The sequence below is a fragment of the Paraburkholderia sp. WS6 genome, assembly GCF_030464835.1.
In the GTDB taxonomy this organism is placed as follows: domain Bacteria; phylum Pseudomonadota; class Gammaproteobacteria; order Burkholderiales; family Burkholderiaceae; genus Paraburkholderia; species Paraburkholderia madseniana.
In genome coordinates this window covers 60669-80427 of the sequence record NZ_JALQCK010000010.1, presented here as the reverse complement: position 1 = coordinate 80427, position 19759 = coordinate 60669, and the positions used below count along the sequence as shown (strand labels likewise).

Annotated in this window: 17 protein-coding genes; 10 read left to right on the top strand and 7 right to left on the bottom strand. The window is 64.3% G+C overall.

Annotated features, from left to right (window positions below):
* Window positions 1-85 precede the first annotated feature (85 nt).
* Entirely contained in the window at window positions 86-541 is a 456-nt protein-coding gene (locus M0D64_RS14555; RefSeq protein ID WP_266258213.1) for a hypothetical protein, read from the bottom strand.
* A gap of 312 nt (window positions 542-853) precedes the next feature.
* On the opposite strand from M0D64_RS14555, the gene M0D64_RS14550 reads away from it, so the two are divergent.
* The 4 genes from M0D64_RS14550 (at window position 854) to fumC (ending at window position 6126) form a co-directional block, all read left to right on the top strand.
* The gene (locus tag M0D64_RS14550; protein WP_011489423.1) at window positions 854-1072 is read left to right on the top strand and encodes an RNA-binding S4 domain-containing protein; all 219 of its coding nucleotides are present in this window, start codon (window positions 854-856) and stop codon (window positions 1070-1072) included.
* 237 nt (window positions 1073-1309) lie between these two features.
* Window positions 1310-2722: an MATE family efflux transporter gene (locus M0D64_RS14545; RefSeq protein WP_266258211.1), complete on the top strand. Its 1413-nt coding sequence runs from the start codon at window positions 1310-1312 to the stop codon at window positions 2720-2722.
* 412 nt (window positions 2723-3134) lie between these two features.
* Entirely contained in the window at window positions 3135-4709 is a 1575-nt protein-coding gene (locus tag M0D64_RS14540) for a phospholipase D family protein (RefSeq protein WP_266258295.1), read from the top strand.
* Window positions 4710-4725: 16 nt separating this feature from the next.
* Window positions 4726-6126, top strand: coding sequence for a class II fumarate hydratase (fumC, locus tag M0D64_RS14535; protein ID WP_266258210.1), 1401 nt, complete (start codon window positions 4726-4728; stop codon window positions 6124-6126).
* Between the two features lie 163 nt (window positions 6127-6289).
* Here the strand turns inward: fumC and M0D64_RS14530 are convergent, their stop codons facing one another.
* From M0D64_RS14530 to M0D64_RS14515, 4 genes are all read right to left on the bottom strand, one after another.
* Window positions 6290-6796, bottom strand: a complete 507-nt coding sequence (locus tag M0D64_RS14530; protein WP_154560622.1) for an acyl-CoA thioesterase — start codon at window positions 6794-6796, stop codon at window positions 6290-6292.
* Window positions 6797-6942: 146 nt separating this feature from the next.
* Window positions 6943-8004 (bottom strand): GlxA family transcriptional regulator, encoded by a 1062-nt coding sequence (locus M0D64_RS14525; protein WP_266258208.1) that lies wholly within the window; start codon window positions 8002-8004, stop codon window positions 6943-6945.
* Window positions 8004-9272: an MFS transporter gene (locus tag M0D64_RS14520; RefSeq protein ID WP_266258207.1), complete on the bottom strand. Its 1269-nt coding sequence runs from the start codon at window positions 9270-9272 to the stop codon at window positions 8004-8006. The genes M0D64_RS14525 and M0D64_RS14520 overlap by 1 nt, the downstream gene beginning before the upstream one ends.
* 137 nt (window positions 9273-9409) lie before the next feature.
* The gene (locus tag M0D64_RS14515) at window positions 9410-9553 is read right to left on the bottom strand and encodes a hypothetical protein (RefSeq protein ID WP_266258206.1); all 144 of its coding nucleotides are present in this window, start codon (window positions 9551-9553) and stop codon (window positions 9410-9412) included.
* Window positions 9554-9799: 246 nt separating this feature from the next.
* Between M0D64_RS14515 and M0D64_RS14510 the strand changes: the two genes are divergently transcribed.
* Together M0D64_RS14510 and M0D64_RS14505 are read left to right on the top strand one after the other, a co-directional pair.
* Complete coding sequence (locus tag M0D64_RS14510) at window positions 9800-10513, top strand: helix-turn-helix transcriptional regulator (RefSeq protein WP_266258204.1); 714 nt, start codon at window positions 9800-9802, stop codon at window positions 10511-10513.
* Window positions 10514-10695: 182 nt separating this feature from the next.
* Window positions 10696-13254, top strand: coding sequence for a DUF6600 domain-containing protein (locus M0D64_RS14505; protein WP_266258202.1), 2559 nt, complete (start codon window positions 10696-10698; stop codon window positions 13252-13254).
* Window positions 13255-13379: 125 nt separating this feature from the next.
* On the opposite strand, the gene M0D64_RS14500 is transcribed toward M0D64_RS14505, so the two are convergent.
* Window positions 13380-14351, bottom strand: a complete 972-nt coding sequence (locus M0D64_RS14500) for a thymidylate synthase (RefSeq protein ID WP_154560617.1) — start codon at window positions 14349-14351, stop codon at window positions 13380-13382.
* A gap of 164 nt (window positions 14352-14515) precedes the next feature.
* Window positions 14516-15910, bottom strand: a complete 1395-nt coding sequence (locus tag M0D64_RS14495) for a sigma-54 dependent transcriptional regulator (protein WP_097390052.1) — start codon at window positions 15908-15910, stop codon at window positions 14516-14518.
* Between the two features lie 536 nt (window positions 15911-16446).
* Between M0D64_RS14495 and M0D64_RS14490 the strand changes: the two genes are divergently transcribed.
* The 4 genes from M0D64_RS14490 (at window position 16447) to M0D64_RS14475 (ending at window position 19638) form a co-directional block, all read left to right on the top strand.
* Window positions 16447-17007 (top strand): hypothetical protein, encoded by a 561-nt coding sequence (locus M0D64_RS14490; protein WP_266258201.1) that lies wholly within the window; start codon window positions 16447-16449, stop codon window positions 17005-17007.
* A gap of 62 nt (window positions 17008-17069) precedes the next feature.
* Window positions 17070-17561 carry a hypothetical protein gene (locus tag M0D64_RS14485; RefSeq protein WP_266258200.1) on the top strand — a complete coding sequence of 164 codons (492 nt, stop codon included), beginning with the start codon at window positions 17070-17072 and terminating at the stop codon, window positions 17559-17561.
* Entirely contained in the window at window positions 17558-18205 is a 648-nt protein-coding gene (locus tag M0D64_RS14480; protein WP_266258199.1) for a hypothetical protein, read from the top strand. The genes M0D64_RS14485 and M0D64_RS14480 overlap by 4 nt, the downstream gene beginning before the upstream one ends.
* 29 nt (window positions 18206-18234) lie before the next feature.
* Window positions 18235-19638 carry a hypothetical protein gene (locus M0D64_RS14475; RefSeq protein ID WP_266258197.1) on the top strand — a complete coding sequence of 468 codons (1404 nt, stop codon included), beginning with the start codon at window positions 18235-18237 and terminating at the stop codon, window positions 19636-19638.
* Window positions 19639-19759: the final 121 nt, after the last annotated feature.

Genomic DNA, 19759 nt, shown 5'->3' with positions numbered 1-19759 from the left:
CTTTGACGAAGCCCCACAGCAAGGTTGGCTGAGGCAACGGCTAAGCTTGTTGTCGAAGCGCCTTGTGTTTCAGAAGAACTCTGGCTTAGTGCTTCACGTCGGCGCCATTGTCCTGATCGGACGCCTGACCTTGCATGTTCATCTTCATTTCGTTGTTGGCTGTCTGTTTGTCCGCCTTCTGGTTGATCTTGGCGTCGCGCACCTGCTCCTTGTACTGCGACTTGGCAGCCTTTTGCTGCTGCGCCAATTCCGCCTTGGACGCCTTCTTCGACGCCTTGTATTCGGCGTTAGCCTGTGCGTTGGCGTCGCGTTTCTGGACCAGCGGATCGGTCGAGCCCGATGCCGTCAGACGCGTCGGCGCCGGTGTCACCGGCTGCACACCTTGCGCGGCCGGTGCTGCGGGTGCGACATCGGCGCCTTGGGCCTGGACCTGTGCCTGGCCGTTCACGCCGGCGGCCGGTTGCGCGGTCTGCGCGAACGCCGCGGTAGCAGCAAAAGCAGTCAGGGCGGTACCGATCAGGAGCGTACGAATCTGAGTCATGGCTAAATCCTCTCTAAGGTTGTTGTGACGCGGGCGCCGTAACCGGCGCGGCACATTGACGTGTGCTTCATGCCATGTGCACCTCGCCCGGTCTATTCGTCGCTGGAAAAATCCAGCAACCTTTCCTACAGACCCGCACTTTACGAGTGAAGTTCGTGATATGCGACCCGTGTTACGGAACGTTTCATTTTCTGACAACTACATAACATCTGCTTGCAATCGCCCGAATCCGGTCCGGGAGCACGGGGACTATTCATTCAGGGCAAGCTTCTGGCTTATCATGCGAACCCTTTGCTTCAAGGCGCAAACGCCATGCCCAACCTCGATTTCACACTGACCGGCGACTACGTCGAACTGCACAATCTCCTGAAGATAACGGGGCTTGCGGACAGCGGCGGGTCGGCAAAAATGATGGTCGCGGACGGCGCGGTGACCGTCGACGGCCGGGTCGAAACGCGTAAAACCTGCAAAATCCGCGCGGGCCAGGTCGTGCTGCTGGGCGATACGCGCATCGCGGTGCACGAGGCTTGACGCGCCAAGTCCGAAAACTCGGGGGACCGCACGCACCAAAATCGTGCCTCTTCCATCGACATCCCCGCGCCTAAGCAATAAGCTGTCAGTTTCGACAGACAAACAATCGGCTGACAGCCGCCCTACGCTCCGGTGAGCCACCGCATTTCGCCGCCTCACCGGCAGCACGCAAGCCCCGCGAATCGGCCGGGCTGCGCCCTCCGCCACGCTGTCGCCCCTTCCGCTTCCAAGCGCTCCATGACTCAATCCGGCTTCACCCGGGTGGCCGCCCGGCCGCCGACCCTGACCCGCCACGCCGCCGACACCGCCAGGCTCGCCGCGCCGCTCGCCATCGCGCAACTGTCGCAAATGGCGATGGGCGTCACCGACACGATCCTGCTCGGCTCGCTCGGCCCCGACGCGCTCGCCGCCGGCGGCCTCGGCGCCAACCTGTTCTTCGTCGTGGTCACGTTGCTGCAGGGCGTGCTCACCTCCGTGAGCGTGAGCGTGTCGCATGCACGCGGCGCGCAGGACGAAGGCCGCGTGCCGCATATCTATTGGACCGGCCTCGTGTTGTCGGTGCTGCTGTCGGTGCCCGCATTCTTCCTGCTGTCGTTCGCCACGCCGATCCTGCTGGCCTTCGGCGAACCCGCGCTGCTCGCGCACAACGTCGGCGAATACGCGGCGGTGCTGCGCTGGGGCTCGCTCGGCAGTCTGATCGGCGTCGGCCTGATGCGCTCGTTTCTGCCGGCCATCGGCGCGGCCAAGCGGCTCCTGTGGGTGTCGCTCGTCAGCGTGTTCGTCAACGGCTTTCTCAACTACGGGCTGATTCACGGCGTCCACGGACTGCCTCGCTTGGGCTTTCTCGGTTCGGCGGCGGCCACCTCGATCACCGTCTGGCTGAGCGCGCTCGTGCTGATGGCCTTGTTGCATCTGCGGCCACGCTATAAGCATTTCGTCGTCGCGACGCGGCCGAACGTGCCGCTAATGGGCGAGTTGTTCGGCATCGGCTGGCCGGTCGCGATCACCTATGGCGTCGAATCGACGCTGTTCCTCGCCACCGGCCTGATGGTCGGCCTGCTCGGCGAATCGCAACTGGCCGCGCATCAGATCGCCTTGAACGTCGCCTCGGTGGCCTTCATGGTGCCGCTCGCGATCGGTCAGGCAGCCAATGTGCGGATCGGCTACTGGTCCGGCGCCGGCCAGCCGCTTGCCGCACGCCACGCGGGTTTCGTCGCGCTCGCGCTCGGCGTCGGCTTCATGACGCTGTCGGGCATCGTGCTGATCGCCGCGCCGCACTGGATCGTCGGCCTGTATCTGCATCTCGACGACCCGGCCAACGCCGCCACGGTGACGTTGGCGAGTTCGCTGCTCGGCGTGGCCGCGATCTTCCAGATCGTCGACGGCATGCAGACGGTTGGCTCAGGCTGCCTGCGCGGCCTGAAGGACACGCGCGTGCCGATGATCGCCGCGACGTTCGGGTACTGGGTCATCGGCTTTCCGACTGGTTATGTGATGGCATTTCACTTCGGGCTGGGGGCGCGCGGTTTGTGGTGGGGACTCGCGGCCGGCCTTGCCAGCGTTGCGCTTCTGATGACGCTGCGCTTTCACAAACTGAGCTTGCGGCGCGTGCCGGTTGTGCCCGGCACGCCGCCTGCCCCTTCGGCCTGAGGTCGGCCTGAGGTCGGCCTGAGGTCGGCCTGAGGTCGGCCTGACTCCGGCCTGAGGTTGGCCTGAGGTTGGCCTGAACCAGGCATTTCGCGGATGGTTGCGCCCGCAACCATCGTTTCCCGGCAAGCGTGCCGCGAACGGTAAAATGCGCCCTCTGGCAAAACCGCGCGCACCCGCGCGATGCATGTCGCAGTCACACGGAAGATCGAAAGCCCACACGCCTGATTCCCCTTAGAATGCATTTCTCGACAGCGTGAGCACGCTACACGCGCTGCCGCCGTGAGAAGCGTGCAATCAAGGGAGAGCCGGCGTGTCGTGGCATCAAAATCAGGATCAGACTGCACCGCACCGCACGTGCGCGTTCAGCACGCCCCGCAGGAAGACCCCTTGGAGGACAACGAGACGTTTCTTCCTGCTGTGCTGCGCAACGGCATTTCTGACCGCTTGCGCGACCAAGCCGCCCGCCACCGCATTCGACCGTCCGGTCACCCACGCACTGCCCGCCACTGAAACAACGCCGCTTCACACGGCCCTCGCGCCGCTCGAAGCCGCGCATCCGAATCAGTCCGGTTTCCGGATACTGTCGAGCGGCACCGACGCCTTGCAGATGCGCATTGCGCTCGCACGTGCGGCGACGAAAACCCTCGACATGCAGTACTACATCGCCAACGAGGACACCACCGGCAAGCTGCTGCTCGGCGCCGCCCTCTACGCAGCCGATCGCGGCGTGAGAGTGCGCATGCTGGTCGACGATCTGAACTTCAAGGACATCGACCAAACGATGGCGGGTCTGAACTCGCACGACAACATCGAGATCCGCGTTTTCAATCCATTCGGCAGCGCGCAGGAAGGCGTATTCGAACGCACTACGAACGTGTTCACGCAGATCGGCCACTTCACGCGCCGCATGCACAACAAGTCGATGATCGCCGACAACCAGTTGGCCATTGTCGGCGGCCGCAATCTCGGCGACGAATATTTCAGCGCGAGCGAAACGCTGCAGTTCCGCGACCTCGACGTGCTGGCCGCCGGCCCGGTAGTCGCCGACGTCTCCGCCAGTTTCGACGACTACTGGAACAGCAGCATCGCCTATCCGCTGCGGGCGCTGAACAAGCAGAAGTTCGATGCGAAAGAACTCGACCAGACACGCGACGATTTACGCCAGCACTGGCGCACCAACGCCGACCCGTACAACGCGAAACCGCTGAACGCTTCGCCGCTCGCCACGCAGATTGCCCAGGATCAACTTGGCTTGACGTGGGCGCCGGCCGAATTCAAAGCGGACTTGCCGGAGAAAATCGAACATCCCTCGCCGGACTACGTCAGTCCGCCAATGCAGCGACTGGGCGAGCTGATGCACGACGCGCAGAAAGATTTTCTGATTATTTCGCCCTACTTCGTACCGCACGAGAGCGGCGTCAAGGCAGCCGGCGAACTGACGCATCGTGGCGTACGCATCGCCGTGCTGACCAACTCGCTCGCGGCGACCGACGCGGTAGCGGTGCAAGCCGGCTATAGCCCCTTCCGCGTGCCGCTGCTGCAACAGGGCGTGGAATTGTATGAATTCAAACCGCAGCAGAAGGCGCGGCGTGTCGGTTTCGCCGGATCCAGCTCGCGAGCCAGCCTGCACGCAAAGACTTATGTCATCGACCGCAAGATTCTGGTGATCGGCTCGATGAATCTCGATCCGCGCTCGGCCAATCTGAACACCGAGCAGACGCTGGTCATCCATAGCCCGGCGCTCGCCGAGCAGGTTGCACAGATCTTCGAACGTGCCATCGCGCCCGAAGCAAGCTACCAGGTCACGCTCGCCGACGCGGCGCAACTCGCCTATCTGCGATCGATCGGCGCGCCCCTCTCGCCGCTCGTCTGGACCGACGTCGAGGACGGCACGCGCCGTACCTATATCTTCGACCCCCAAGCGGGTTTTTACCGGAACGCGCTAACGGGTCTATTCTCCTTATTGCCTGTCAACGCAGAACTTTGAAAAGCGGAGTTGAACCATGACTGAAGACGTACGAATGGAGCGCGACACGTTCGGTGAAATCGCCGTACCGAACGCTCGTCTATGGGGCGCGCAGACCCAGCGCTCGCTGCAGAATTTCCGCATTTCGTCTGAAAAACAATCGCCCGAACTGATCACCGCGCTGGCCGTCATCAAGCGCGCCGCCGCCGAGGTCAACCAGGGTCTGGGCGTGCTCGACGAGAACAAGGCCAAGGCGATCATGCAGGCGGCCGACGAGATCATCGACGGCAAGCACCCTGAAGAATTTCCGCTCGCGGTCTGGCAAACCGGCTCCGGCACGCAGACCAACATGAACCTCAACGAGGTGATCGCGAATCGCGCGAGCGAGCTGCTCGGCGGCGAGCGCGGCGAAGCCCGCAAGGTCCATCCGAACGACGATGTGAATCGCGGCCAGTCGTCGAACGACGTGTTTCCGACGGCGATGCACGTGGCCGCCGCCTACGCGATCGTCAAGCATCTGCTGCCCGCGCTGAAGACGCTGCGCGAGACGCTCGACGGCAAGGCGAAAGCCTTCGCGGACGTCGTCAAGATCGGCCGCACGCACCTGCAGGACGCCACGCCGCTGACGCTCGGCCAGGAGTTTTCAGGCTATGTCGCGCAACTCGATCACGGCATCCGTCACGTGGAATCGGCGCTGCCGCATCTGTACGAACTCGCCCAGGGCGGTACGGCAGTCGGCACCGGTTTGAACGCGCATCCGCAGTTCGCCGACAAGGTGGCGGCGGCGATCGGCAAACTAACCGGCTTGCCGTTCGTCTCCGCGCCCAACAAATTCGAAGTGATGGCCGCGGCCGATGCGCTGGTGTTCGCGCATGGCGCGTTGAAGACGGTGGCGGCGAGCCTGAACAAGATCGCCAACGACATCCGTTGGCTCGCGAGCGGCCCGCGTTGCGGCCTCGGCGAACTGTCGATTCCGGAGAACGAACCAGGCAGTTCGATCATGCCGGGCAAGGTCAATCCGACCCAGTCCGAAGCCTTGACGATGCTGTGCGCGCAAGTGTTCGGCAACGACGTCGCGGTGAATATCGGCGGTGCGAGCGGCAACTTCGAGTTGAACGTGTTCCGACCGATGATTGCGCACAACGTGCTGCAATCGGTCCGTTTGCTCGCGGACGGCGCGCACAGTTTCAACGACAACTGTGCTGTGGGCATCGAGCCGAATCGCGAGCGCATCGATACGTTGCTCAACGAATCGCTGATGCTGGTGACCGCGCTCAATCCGCACATCGGTTACGACAAGGCCGCGCAGATTGCGAAGAAGGCGCACAAGGAAGGCACGACGCTGAAGGCGTCCGCGCTCGCGCTCGGCTATGTCACCGAACGGCAGTTCGACGAATGGGTGCAGCCGAAGGATATGGTCGGGCATTCGGCGGGATGATTGCCGATGGGATCGGCCGGAGCTTGGCCGATCCGGCAGATTGGCTGACGTGAATGCAAACAGCAGGCTGCGCGGACGCAATGTTCGCGCGTCCTGTTGTGCATGCCCCTGGCAAGCGGCGGCACGTCCCCGCAAGGCGTGCCGATGCCGACCGAGGCGCCCCTTAAACCTTCCCCTGCGCCACTTCTTCCGGCTTCAGTTCGACGATCGCGTCGAGCGCTTCCTTCACGTCCATCGCGTACCTGGCAAGGCGCTTCTGTTCATCTGTTTCCGGTACGAACGCCGGCACCGGCACGGGGTGGCCGTTCTCGTTAACGGCGACCATCACCACCAGGCAGTCCGTGGTTTGCAGCAGCTCGCCGCCCTTCGGATCGCCTGCCTGCACCGACACGTGGATGTGCATGCTGGTACGCCCCGTCGCCACGACGCGCGCGCGCAGCTCAACCAGGTTGCCGACCAGAATCGGTCGGCGGAATCGGATATTGCCCACGCTGACCGTCACGCAGTAGCGCCCCGACCACACCGCCGAGCACGCGTACGCGGTCTCGTCGATCCACTTCATCAACGCGCCGCCATGCACCTTGCCGCCGAAGTTGACCGAGCTAGGCTCGGCGAGAAAGCGGAAGGTGGTTTCGGAACGGTCCAGGGGCGCTAAGGCAGGGGTGCTCATCTTGACTCCGGTCAATCGGACGCATTTAAAGGAGGCGATTATACGAGCGCAATATTGACCCCGTCGCGGATTGGGTGGGGTTATGTAGCCGAATGTCGGCCTGGACGAGCGCAATGCTTTCGTCGAGCTTTCGATTAGAGACCCGCTTAACTCGCCGCCACGACCGCAGAAACCGCCGCGCGCTGCGGCACGACCGCGGACTCGAAACGCTCCCGATACTCCAGCGGCAATACGCCGAAGCGCCGCACAAAGGCGCGCCTCAAATTCTGCTCGCTGCCGAAGCCACAATCGAGCGCAATCCGCTTCAGCGGCCGGCGCGACTCCGCCAACGCCCGCGCGGCCGCCTCCAGCCGCAGTGCCGACACCGTTTTAGCCGGCGTGCGACCAACCTCGTCGACGTAACGACGCGCGAAAGTCCGCGGACTCATCTGCGCGCGCTCGGCCAGCCGCTCGACCGACAGGTCGTCTCGCAAATGGCCGGCCATCCAGCTATGCAACGCCTCGAACGGTCCGCCGGCCGAGGCCTGTGCTGCCAACGCCGCGCTGAATTGCGACTGGCCGCCGGGCCGCTTCATGAACACCACCAGCCGCCGCGCCGCCTGCATCGCGACCGCGTGGCCGACATCTTCTTCGATCAGCGCCAATGCCAGATCGATTCCCGCCGTCACGCCCGCCGATGTCCAGACGACGCGCCTTTCTTCGTCATGGCCCACGTCGCGGATAAAGATCGGATCAGCGTCGACCTGTACGCTGGGAAAGCGGCGCGCGAGATGCGGCGCTTCCCGCCAATGGGTGGTCGCCCGGCGGCCGTCGAGCAGGCCCGCCGCAGCCAGATAGAAGGCACCCGTGCAGACCGAGCAGACGCGCCGCGCCTCCGGCGCACGACGCCTGATCCACGCGACAAGTTCCGGCTGCAACGTGCAATGTTCGTCGATCGGGACGCCGGGGACGATCAGCGTGTCGATCGGCTGGTCGTCGAGCGAATCGAGCCGTTGCGTGACGACCGGCAGGCCGGGAAAGGTTTGCAGCACGCCGCCGTCGATCGACGCGACCGTCGTGCGATAGGCGACCGGCTCGGCAGCGTTGCCAGACTTACCCGCCGCGGCCGCCATCGTCAACTCTGCGCGCCAGAACGCCTCAAGCGGCCCGCACGCATCGAGCAGCACGAGTTCAGGAGCGACCGCGAAGACGATATGACGTGCAGCCATCAAGAAACCCCTTGGGCGAGTTGCCGCTTGTTCGACCACGCATACCCGAGCGTAGCCAACGCCGCCAACCCCAGCAGCGGAAAAATCGCGGCATTGATCGTCGCCCAGCCGAAGCGCGCCAGCAATTGCCCGGCGAACAGCGAGCCCAGCGCGGAAAACGCAAACGTCGTGAATTCGCTGGTTGCCTGCGTCTTGGCCCGCTCGGACGGCCGGTACGATTGCGCGAGCAGCGTCGAGCCGCCGACGAACATGAAATTCCACCCCACGCCCAGACATGCGAGCGCCGCGTAGAAGTGCGGCAGATCGGTCGAGCGCAGCGCCAACACACCGCACAGCGCCGACAGCACGATCCCCGCACCGATCACCGGCAACACGCCGAAGCGCCGGATCAGCCGCGCGGAAATCAGCGACGGCGCGAACATGCCGACGAGGTGCCATTGAATGATCGCCGCGCCGTCGCCGATCGTGTGGCCGCACGCGACCGCCGCAATCGGCGTCGCGGTCATCACGAACATCATCACGGCGTAGCCGAGCGCGTTATTGGCGAGCGCCGCGGCAAAGATCGGCTGCCGTACGATTTCGCCGAGCGGCCGCGCCGGTTCGTGCGTCACGGCCGCACTCGCGGACGGTGCGGCGTCGCGATACAGCAGCGCCAGCATGGCGATCGATACGAGCCCGAAGCCGGTGACAAGCGCATAGGAGCCGGCGAACGCCACCGGCGCGAGCCAGTCCTTGCTCCATGCGGCAAGAAGTGGCCCGCAGACGGCGGCCACCACGCCGCCGGTGAGCACCGTCGAAATCGCGCGGCTTTTCCCTTCGATTCCGACCGCATCCGCGGCCGCCAGCCGGTAGTACTGCGCGAACGCCTGGAACACACCGACGGTCGCCGTGCCGGCGCAGAACGCCCAGAAGCTGTGATGAAAGATCGCCCACACGGAGACGGCCCCGCCCAGCGCGCCGACACCCGCGCCGAGCATGAAGCCCGCGCGCCGTCCGATGCGCGCCATCAGGAACGACGCGAAGATGGTGGTCAGTGCGGCGGCGACGGTAATCAGCGAAAACGGCAGCGTCGCGAGCGCCTTGTCGTCGGCAAGTGTGTAGCCGACCAGACCGGTCAAGGTCAGATCGATCGAGACCGATGAGGTGTAGAGCGCCTGGCAGATCGCCAGCACGCGCGCGGCGCGCCGGCTATGAGGGTCGGCGTGGCCGGAGCCGGTTTGAGTGGCGGCAAAGGAAGAAACGGTGGAGGGAGCAGCGGGTGGCGGCATCGGTAGGCCTCGGACGGCGAAAGTGGCGATGCCTGGATCGTCACATGGCCGGAGGTGGCAGGAATGACAATGATGCATCAATTCCAGCCAGTCGCCGCACTCGCCCACCTGAAAATGGGGCCGCACGCGCCTCGCGCTTACTTGCGGACCGTAACGCCTTCGTCGATCGTGCCGTACATCGTGATGCTGCCGGTGCCCGCACCCGAACTCGAGCCGGAACCGCCCTGCACACACGCGCTGAACAGCAGAACTGCGGCAGCGGCGGCAAGAAGAAATTTCATGACAGCGTGTTCCTGCAAAGACAGGGTTCGATTTTAGCCTGGCGGGCTAACGCGACGCCAAAGCGGCGTCGCCGCACCGAAACGCAGAAACAGCGCCTCATCGAAGCACGCACTAGCCTGCCCTTCCCGCCGGATTTTCGTAGCCACTGCATTCGACGATTCACGCTAAGCTGAAACATCGAATACAGCAGCCAGATACAGTGGACTGCATGGCGCCCTGCCCGCGCCGCCAACCGGAGACGCCTGATGCCCACCACCCTCACCGACGAACAGAATCACTTCCCCGGCTTGAGCCGCATCGGTGCGCTGCTCGCCGACCCTGGCCGCGCCGCCATGCTGTGGTCATTGATGGACGGCAGCGCCCGCCCGGCCGGTGAACTGACGATGATCGCCGGGCTCTCGCCGTCGGCGGCCAGCGCTCATCTGGCGCGTCTGACAGACGGCGGCCTGCTCGCGCTCGAAGTGCGCGGCCGGCATCGCTATTTCCGGATCGCCTCGCCGGATATCGCTGCCTCCATCGAAGCGCTCGCCAACGTCGCGCAGGTCAGCGCGCCGCAACGGGCCGTGCCGCGTCCGGTGCGCACCGTGCCGGTCGACATGCGCTACGCCCGCACCTGCTACGACCATATGGCGGGCGAACTGTCGGTGCGGGTGTTCGAGCGGCTGGTCGAACGCGGGCTATTGACGCTGCACGGCTCGTCGCTCGAAGCCACTACCGACGGCACCGCCCGCTTCGCCGAGTGGGGCATCGACATGTCCGCCCAGAAGAGCCGCCGGCGCCGCTTCGCCTGCACCTGCCCCGACTGGAGCGAACGGCGTCCGCACCTGGGCGGCGCGCTCGGCGCCGCGCTGCTCGATTCGTGGTCGACGCATGGCTGGGTCGAACGCACTGAGCGGCCGCGGATCTTGCGCGTCACCCCGGCAGGCCACCGCCATTTCGACGCGTTCCTGGCCGCTTGAAACACGCTTAACTGATTGACGTGATTACAAAATTTGCGCATTCAGCTTACGAAACGCCCCATCGAGACCTTTTGTTACACGCTCGTGAGGGAGCCTTACAAAAGTGGGGGCCTTGAAACAATCCGTACGGGTAGAGTGGTTCTCACGGATGCTGCACAATGCGCGTCCGTCGGAGCCAAATCATGAGAACAGTGACCACACCCCAACAATCGAAACGCCGGATCACCGGTTACACGCTGATCGCCGCCGCGGCGTTCCTGTTCGCGGCGCAAGCCACCTTCGCGCAGGAAGCCGAACAGGCGCCGCCAGGGGCTGCTTCACAGAACACCGATCCGCCTGGGCGTGTTGCGCGTCTGAACTACACCGCCGGCGCCGTGACCACCGAACCGGCCGGCGCGACAGACTGGTCGTACGCACAAATCAATCGCCCGCTCACCACCGGCGATCAATTGTGGAACGATCAGAACGCGCGCTCCGAACTGCATATCGGCTCGACCGCGGTACGCCTCGGCCAGTCCACCAGCCTCGACATCCTCAATCTTGATGACAACAGCGCGCAGTTGAAGGTCGCTCAGGGTACGTTGTCGGCGCGGGTGCGCGGACTGGCGCCCGGCTCCTCCTACGAAATCGACACGCCGAATCTGGCGCTCGGCCTGAACGGCCCGGGCGACTATCGCGTCGACGTCGCGCCGGACGGCAGCACCACCACCGTCACCGTGCGCAGCGGCAGCGCGACCGTGTACGGCGACAGCGGCCAGGTGCCGGTCGCGGCCGGCCAGCAGATCCGCTTTGCCGGCACCAACCTGCAAGAGGTCGGCGACAACGGCGCGCCCGGCCTCGACGGCTTCGATCAATGGGCGGCGAGCCGCGACGCTGCGGAAGACCGCTCCGTGTCGGCGCGCTACGTGTCGCGCGACATCCCCGGCTATCAGGATCTCGACGCCAACGGCACGTGGCGCAACAGCCCGCAGTACGGTGAAGTGTGGGTGCCGCGTGAGACACCCGCCGGCTGGGCGCCTTATCACGACGGCCATTGGGTATGGCAAGCACCGTGGGGCTGGACCTGGGTCGACGACGCACCGTGGGGCTTCGCGCCCTACCACTACGGCCGCTGGGCCTACGATGACGACTCGTGGGCATGGGTGCCGGGACCGGTGGTGGAAAGCGAACCGCCCGTCTACGCACCGGCGCTGGTCGCCTTCGTGGGCGGCGGTGGCGACGGAGTCAACTGGGGCGTGAGTCTCGCGATTGGCGGCGCGGTCGCGGCCGGCGTCGCGTGGTTCCCGCTGGGCCCAGGCGAACCGTGGCATCCGCACTGGGGCGATCACGATCATTGGAGCCCGGGTTACTACAACCGCGTCAACAACACCACGGTCGTCAACAACTACAACCGCAACGTGACGAACGTGAATGTGACCAACATTCACAACACGTACATCAACTATCGCGCGCCGGGCGGCGTGACCGCGGTGCCGGCGACAGCCTTCGTGCACGGTCAATCGGTTGGCCGCTTCGCGCAGAAGGTCGATCCGCAACAGTGGCGCAACGCGCAGATCAATCCGGGCGGTCCGGGAATCGCGCCGGTGAAGGAAAGCTTTGGACCGGGCCTGCGTAACGCGAATTACCGTCCGCCGGCCGGCGTGACGGCGCGTCCGGTCGTCGCGACGCGCAGTCCGGCCGTGCCGGCGGCGTACCACGACAGTCTCGCGCAACGTTTTGCGCAGAGCGGCGGACGTGTGCCGGGCGCGGGCGAGCCGATCGTGCGAACCTCGGTGCCGGCTCACATGGCAGGCGGTCCGGGGGTCATGCCGGCGCAGAACGTGCGGGTCGTGCAGTCGCATATGGCCGGACGGACGCCGGGCGCAGCGCCGGGTGCACCGGGTACGCCTAATGGCATGCAACAGGCCGGTCAGCGACCGGGCGAAGCGCCGCTCAACGGTCAACCGCAACGTGGCGGCGAACCGCAGGCGCGGCCAGGCATGCCGCCGCAAATGGCCAACGTGCATCAGCAACCTGGCGAGGCAGCTCGTCCGTCCAATGGCGTGCCCCGTCCGCCGCAAGCGAACGGCGCCAACCCGAACGCTTTCGCGCAACAGCACGGCGCACCGGCGCAAGCCGGTCAGCAACCCGGTGCGGAAGGACGGCACGAGCCTGCATGGACGCAACCGCATACGCCGATGGCCCAGCAGGCGCAGCAGCATGGTGCCCCGCAGGAACAGGCTCGCCAGCCGGAGGCACGTCCTGGGCCGCAGCAACAGGTTCAGCGCCAGCCAGAAGCGCAGCCGCCGCGCGCACCTGAAGTGCACGCCCAGCCGCAAGCGCCCCAGCCGCAACAGATGCAGCAGGCGCAGCAGCAACCGCGTCAGGAATATCGTCCGCAGCCGCAACAGGTACAGCAGCCGCGTCCTGAACCGCAACCGCAGCAAGTGCAGCAGCCACGTCCGGAGCCGCGCCCGCAACCGCAGCAGGTACAGCAGCCGCGCCCTGAGCCGCGCCCGCAACCACAGCAGGTACAGCAGCCGCGCCCTCAACCGCAACCACAGCCGGTACAGCAGCCGCGCCCTCAACCGCAACCGCAACAGGTGCAGCAGCCGCGCCCTCAACCGCAACCGCAACAGGTGCAGCAGCCGCGCCCTGAACCGCGTCCGCAGCAGGCGCAGCAGCCGCGCCCCCAGCCGCAACCGCAGCACGCCGACCAGCATTCGAGCGGCGGCAATCGTGACGAGCATCACAAAGGCTAAAGGTTACGCGCGCAGCTAGATGCGCTGACAACCCGATAGCCGGAAAGCGGCAAGAAAAAACCCCCGCGATTCGCATCGCGGGGGTTTTTCTTTGAGCGGGCAGCGAGCAGACGCTCAGAGCGCGTTCAGACCGCCATCGGCGCCGTGAGCGGCTCGTGATGCCGGTAGCCGACCAGCGAGAAGTCCGACGGCTCGATCTTCTCGAGCCATTCCGGCTCATACACACCGGTTTTCGCGTAGTCCGGCACACGGTCCGAGATCGCGAAAGCCGGGCTTTCATACGGCTCGCGCGTGAGCTGTTGCTGCAGCATGTCGAGCTGATTCTCGTAGATGTGCGCGTCGCCGATGAAGTAGGTGAACCAGCGCGGCGTATAACCCGTCAGCCGGCCAACCAGATGCAACAACGCCGCGCCTTCGGTCAGATTGAACGGCGTGCCGAGGCCGACATCGTTGCTGCGAATGTACAAACACAGCGAAATTTCGCGCCGCGCAACATTCGGCAAGAACTGATAAAGCAGGTGGCAAGCCGGCAGCGCGATCTGGTCCAGCACGGCGGGGTTCCAGGCATGAAACAAAATTCGCCGGTCGGCCGGGTTCTGCATGATCGTGTCGAGACACTGCCGCAACTGGTCGATCGCCTTGTACAGCAGCACCTTGGGGCTGCCGTCTTCCTCGAATTCCGTCACCACCTGGAAGCCGCGCGCCGTGGCGTCGGCCAATTGCGCGCTCGCGCCTGCGTCCAGCACCTTGTAGGCCGGCCACTGGCGCCACTGCACGCCATACACGTCGCCGAGATCATCCGGGCCCTGGCGATACGGATTGGCGAGCCATTGCGGATTCTGGTTGGCGTTCGCGTCCCACACCTTACAGCCGAGGTCGCGAAAATCCGCGGCGCTGCGCGAGGCGCGCAGAAAGCCGACCAGCTCGCCCACCGCCGATTTGAACGCCAGTTTTTTCGTGGTGACGGCGGGAAAGCCCTGCTGGAGGTCGAAGCGCAACATGGCGCCCGGCATGCTGATGGTGCGGATGCCGGTGCGGTTCTCCTGCCACGTGCCGGTGTCGAGAATCGTGCGGACGAGGTCGAGGTATTGTTTCATGCGGGTTCCTTCGACGAAGCGCGCCCTTGGGTCAGGTGCATGCGCCACGGAGATTGAGCGGAAAACCCGATTTTAACAAGCGCAGCCGGACGGCGCCCGGTCAAGGTGCGTCGCCGAGAAAATATCGGTGGCTAAGTGGGCAACTAAGTGGGCGACCAAGCCCGTCAGAGATGCGGTACCGAGGCCGGCAATTCGCCGTGCGGTGTGACCAGCGGTTCGCCTTCCATATGGCGCATGCCGTGCGAGCACAGCAGGCGATACAGCGTCACGCGCGAAATGCCGAGTTCCTGCGCGGCGTCGCCGAGACGACCGCGATGACGCAGCAGCGCGAGTTCGATGGCCTGGCGTTCGGCCGCTTCGCGCGCTTGCGCGAGCGAGACGGGCACGATCTCCACATACTCGGCCAACTCGAGATCGCGGGCCGTGATCGCGCGCCCTTCCGACATCACGATGGCGCGCCGCACGCGATTGATCAACTCGCGCACGTTACCCGGCCAGCCGTAGTTATGCAGCGCCGCGATGGCGTCGGGCGCGAAACCGCGCAGACGGCGGCTTGCATCTTTCTTGAAACGTTCCAGCATGTGCCGCGCAAGCAGTTCGATATCCTTACCACGTGCACGCAACGGTGGTTCGTCGATTTGCAGCACGCACAAACGGTGATAAAGGTCAGAGCGGAACCGCCCTTCGATCATCGCGGCCGTCATATCTACGTGGGTCGCCGAGATGATACGCACATCGACGTCGATTGAACCGTGGCCGCCGAGCCGCTCGACCTTGCGTTCCTGCAGGAAGCGCAGCAGGCTCGCCTGGCTTTCGAGCGGCAGATCGCCAATTTCGTCGAGAAACAGTGTGCCGCCGTTGGCCGCTTCCACGCGGCCGATCTTGCGCTGATTGGCGCCGGTGAACGCGCCGCGCTCATAGCCGAATAGTTCGGATTGCAACAGATGCGGTGGAATCGCACCGCAGTTGATCGGCACAAAAGGCGCATTGCGGCGCGCCGAGCGTTCGTGGATCGCGACCGCAGTCAACTCCTTGCCTGTGCCCGATTCGCCCGAGATAAACACCGGCGCGTCGGTCATCGCCACCTTGCGGATCGAGCGGAACAGCGCGAGCATCGCGTCGCACGAGCCGACCATTTCGCCTTCCGCGCCTTGCGAGCCATCGTTCGATGCCGGCTCGCCGAGCGAGATCATGCCGTATGCATGGCCGACCGAATCGACGATCCTGTCGCCCGAGTAAGGCACCGTTACATAGTCGAAACAATAGTCCCGCACGAGCCGGCGCAAGGCCGCGTCCTGCAATTGTCCGGGGGTGGTCGCCGCAACCCAGCCGACGTTCGGCATGGTAAGGCAGGACTCGAAGGCGGCAATCTCGTGTGGCTGAAAATCGCTAGACAGATCGAGCAGGCCGCCCGCCGCCATTCCGGCGCGAACAGCACGGCGCACATCGCGCGCCGACCCAACGACTTCGACATGCCAGCCGCGCTGATGGAAGCGAGTATTCAGTTCCGCGCTCGGATCGCGTGAAACGTAAATCAGTTGCCGCGTTGCGGGTTCCATTATTCAGATCCTCTCGTCAACGAACGTTAAGGATGACGCACGCACCTGAACTTCAGTTCAGACACGCTGACTCGTTCGGGATTCGCGATATAGCAAAAACCGAACGGCCATTCCATTCCGTGCGGACAGCTGATCCCCAAGAAAGCGGCGTGTGTGTTTGAGACGGCCCGTTAGCGGGCTTTTTTAAATCTGAAGCTGTTTTCGAGAGCTTACTATACACGCGCCGCTTGGAAAACAATTATGCGAATTTAATCGGAGACTCCTTGTCCAGCAAGGCCAAGCGGCCGATGAATAGTTATTCAGCTTATGAATAAAAGCATTGTGGAAGCGCTTTTCCTGGCGTTCACCCCAAGGTACTTCATACCTTCGGATTTAACGAATTACAGGTATTTTCTGCCTGCCGTTTCAGCGCTGAAACGTTTTTGTCCGATTTCTTCCCTGTTACTCCGCGGTATGCGGGTCACATCCAGACGCACCAATGGATTGCGACTCATGGCACATGTTTCGCTAAATGCTGTGCACCAAGGAGACACATCATGCGACTCGCTTTCCGCATCGACCTGAGCAGCATTGCACCTTGCGCCGCATTATGCGCCGCCGCGGTGACCTTGACCGTGCTGTCCGCTGGCGTCAATGCACAGGAATCCGCGCAACCTCAATCCGCCACGATGGCCGAAACCGCCGATGCCGGTTCCGCCACCCTCGCGAGCACGACGCTCGCAGCGGTGGCCTCGCCGAACCCGACGGCCACGGATGTCACGAATACGGCGAGCGTCGCCGCGGTGGACAACACCGTGGCCGCCACGAACGACAGCGCCGCGCCCCGCAGCGATCTGGCCGGCAACGCGCTGAGCATTCCCGCCGACGCCGCGTCTGTGACCGATCTCGTGCTGGACGATCAGGCGCTGTCCCACCAACGCGGCGGCTTCGGCGGCATGTTGATGGTTTCCGCGACGCCACAACTGATGCGCGGCTTTAACAACGGTGGCAACGGCGTGACGCTGTGGGACGAAATCGCCCCGCCGTCGCAGTTGCCGGTTCCCGTCGACGTCGCCCGCTCCGCACAAGGCAACATCACGAGCTACCAGAGAAATTAGCGCAACGACCCGCTCGCTGCCGAAGACCGCACCGACCGATCGTCTGCCCGCAAGGAACTGACATGAATGCTTCAACCCAGAAGCCGGGCAGCCGCCACCGCTGCGCAGCCTTGCTGTCCGCGCTGCTCGGCGTGCTCGCTGCCGGCGCCGTGACGAGTGCCACCGCGCAGCAGTTGAGCCAGCCGGGCAACCTCGTCATCGAGCGCGACATCACGCCACGCGATGCGTTCGTGCCGGTGCCGAAGAGCCAGGACCCGATCGCAGTCCAGGTTCAAACCTTCCCGAGGGCGACCTTCGATCGCGCGATCGGCACGATGGCGAGCGACCTCGACCTGAACGGCGCGCACGGCACCGCCGGCATCTCCGGCAACGGCTATATGCCTGCGCTAGTCGGCGCCAACGGTATTACACACATGCTGGCGGGCAACGGCAACAACGTTCCGGTCGGCGCGGGCGCCAGCTTCGGCGGCGCAGGTGGAATCGGCAGCTCGATTGCCCAGTCGGTCAACGGTGCACTCGCCCCCCTGGGCGCCGCTCTAGGAGCCATGAAATGACAACCTCACGCGCGCCGGCCAAGCGCCTTCCGTCACGCAAACAGTCGCGCTGGCCCCTGCTTGCCTGGGCATTGCTTGGCTGCGCGAGCTTCGCGGTCCATGCCCAAACGGTGCCGGCCCAGATCGACGCGCAGTCGCTGATCGGCAACGGCGCGGTCATCGGCGCCACCGGGGTTATCGCCATCAACGAGGCATCAGGCCTCGATAACGTACAAGCGAACCAGGGCGTGCTCACCAACGGCAAAGTCCCTCTCAACCTGATCGGAAGCTCGCAGAGCGCGTCCACGAACGCCAGGACGACGGCCGCCAGAAGCACGATCGGTAGTAATGCATTTTCAAACACCTCTGGCCTTATCGAAGTGAATCAGTCGGCGGGTGTAGGGAATCTTCAGCGGAACAGCGCCGTTATCGGAACTGGGCCGATTGAAGGGGAGATCGTAGCGGATGGGGTGCTATCCGCTACGACCGCCAAAGGCGGTGGCCTGGGAAGGTCCGGCGAAAACCACGACGCACGCGAGGTATCCATCGGTGCGGACGCGCTCAAAAACGTCAGTGGGATCGTCCAGATCAACCAGACAGCCGGCTCAGGTAACGTCAGTTCAAATAGTTTTGTGCTCCGTCCCCCGGCGGGCACCTTTTTCTAACGAGCCACACTCTTTATCGGAGCGTCATCATGAAGCGCACAATCATTGCAGCGGCTGTTCTGTCGACGATGGCAGCAAGTTCGGCTTATGCAGAAGGATGCACGGCCGGCTGCGACCCGGCCGAGCTTTTTACGGCAACGAACGTCTACACCGAAATCGGCGAATTCGGCTTCATTACGCTGCACGGCAAGGTTAACGTGTCGAGCAGTTCCGGCGCCACGGTCAACAACACGCAAAGCGTGAACATCGGCGGCGTCGACATGAAAACGCCTCCGCAGAGCTATGTCTCCGGCAACGTGACCACAACCGTCAACACGACGGATAGCTGGAATCATGCGAGCGGCAGTGGCAGCGGCTGGGGTGTGAGCCAGTCGTATAGCGACCACGCCTGGGCCTATAACAAGACCAACACGCAAACCAGCACGGCCTCGTCGAGCTCCTCGTTTAGCCAAGGCAGCGGCTCCGCTGCGGGTATCGCGTCGTCGTATAAGGGCTACGACTACGTGAACACACATGCCTCCGCGAACGGCTTCATCGCAGCAGGCTTTATCGCTGGTCTCGGCGGCGGCCCCGGCGTCATCTTCGGCGGCGTCGCAGCGGGCTTCGCCGCCGCCCTGAACACGCACGCCTCGGACAACTACGGCGGCGGCTTCGCTGGCCAGGCAGCCGGCTACAGCGTGGAGTGGGGCAGCACCGCAGCAGCCAGCGCGAGCACGGCGACGGAAAGCAGCAGCGGCCATGGCGAAAGGGTCAGCGCCAGCTACTCGTCAAACAGCCACGCCTACGGATGGACCCATAACTACGACGACAGCAAGGGCTCCGTCACGGTCACGGGCAGTGTGACCCAGCACATCAACACCGAAACGCCGACGACGATGTCCGCCGGCATCGGCGATCACGCGCTGGATACCGCGAGCGGCAACATTGGCGTCAACATCGCCACCGGCGTAGACAACGCCCAGTCCAACGACGCCGCCCTGTCGAACATGGATGTCGGCCCTGTGTTCGGCACTGCACAGATCTACTCGACTCAATCGTCGAGCGGCAAGGCGAAAGTGGGAGACTTCAACTTCGTTGCTTCCGTCGGCGCAGGCGCGCTGGCAAATGCGACGGGCAATATCGGGGTGAACGTGGCCTCGGGCGCGGGCAACGTGCAAAACAACAGCCTGGCAGCATCGGCTACGACAGACAGCAGCAGCAGCGGGATGGGCTGGGAGCATAACAAGGGCGGCAAGCAAGGTGGCGAAGTCATCGCAAGCGACCAGAACTGCCAGACCGCGGAAGCAGGTGTCAAAGGCCAGTTCACCGGCTCGTCGATGCTTGGTGCGGGTGCTCTCGCCAATGCTACCGGCAACATCGGTGTGAACATCGCGTCGGGTGTAGGCAACCTGCAACACAACGGCCTTGCAGTCGCCAGCGTGTCGCATCAGTAAGTAGAGCTGCATCGCAGGAAGACGCCGGTCAGCCTTCGTACTGACCGGCTGTCTCCCCAGGGGGGAATAGACCATGTTCGGGGTGAGCAGGGTAACGCCTGGCTTTTTTCTGGCACTCTTC

What these genes read in the sequence shown, in the direction of transcription:
- M0D64_RS14555 (WP_266258213.1), bottom strand. Translation starts at nt 541, where the DNA reads ATGACTCAGATTCGTACGCTCCTGATCGGTACCGCCCTGACTGCTTTT.
- M0D64_RS14550 (WP_011489423.1), top strand. Translation starts at nt 854, where the DNA reads ATGCCCAACCTCGATTTCACACTGACCGGCGACTACGTCGAACTGCAC.
- M0D64_RS14545 (WP_266258211.1), top strand. Translation starts at nt 1,310, where the DNA reads ATGACTCAATCCGGCTTCACCCGGGTGGCCGCCCGGCCGCCGACCCTG.
- fumC (WP_266258210.1), top strand. Translation starts at nt 4,726, where the DNA reads ATGACTGAAGACGTACGAATGGAGCGCGACACGTTCGGTGAAATCGCC.
- M0D64_RS14530 (WP_154560622.1), bottom strand. Translation starts at nt 6,796, where the DNA reads ATGAGCACCCCTGCCTTAGCGCCCCTGGACCGTTCCGAAACCACCTTC.
- M0D64_RS14525 (WP_266258208.1), bottom strand. Translation starts at nt 8,004, where the DNA reads ATGGCTGCACGTCATATCGTCTTCGCGGTCGCTCCTGAACTCGTGCTG.
- M0D64_RS14520 (WP_266258207.1), bottom strand. Translation starts at nt 9,272, where the DNA reads ATGCCGCCACCCGCTGCTCCCTCCACCGTTTCTTCCTTTGCCGCCACT.
- M0D64_RS14515 (WP_266258206.1), bottom strand. Translation starts at nt 9,553, where the DNA reads ATGAAATTTCTTCTTGCCGCCGCTGCCGCAGTTCTGCTGTTCAGCGCG.
- M0D64_RS14510 (WP_266258204.1), top strand. Translation starts at nt 9,800, where the DNA reads ATGCCCACCACCCTCACCGACGAACAGAATCACTTCCCCGGCTTGAGC.
- M0D64_RS14505 (WP_266258202.1), top strand. Translation starts at nt 10,696, where the DNA reads ATGAGAACAGTGACCACACCCCAACAATCGAAACGCCGGATCACCGGT.
- M0D64_RS14500 (WP_154560617.1), bottom strand. Translation starts at nt 14,351, where the DNA reads ATGAAACAATACCTCGACCTCGTCCGCACGATTCTCGACACCGGCACG.
- M0D64_RS14495 (WP_097390052.1), bottom strand. Translation starts at nt 15,910, where the DNA reads ATGGAACCCGCAACGCGGCAACTGATTTACGTTTCACGCGATCCGAGC.
- M0D64_RS14490 (WP_266258201.1), top strand. Translation starts at nt 16,447, where the DNA reads ATGCGACTCGCTTTCCGCATCGACCTGAGCAGCATTGCACCTTGCGCC.
- M0D64_RS14485 (WP_266258200.1), top strand. Translation starts at nt 17,070, where the DNA reads ATGAATGCTTCAACCCAGAAGCCGGGCAGCCGCCACCGCTGCGCAGCC.
- M0D64_RS14480 (WP_266258199.1), top strand. Translation starts at nt 17,558, where the DNA reads ATGACAACCTCACGCGCGCCGGCCAAGCGCCTTCCGTCACGCAAACAG.
- M0D64_RS14475 (WP_266258197.1), top strand. Translation starts at nt 18,235, where the DNA reads ATGAAGCGCACAATCATTGCAGCGGCTGTTCTGTCGACGATGGCAGCA.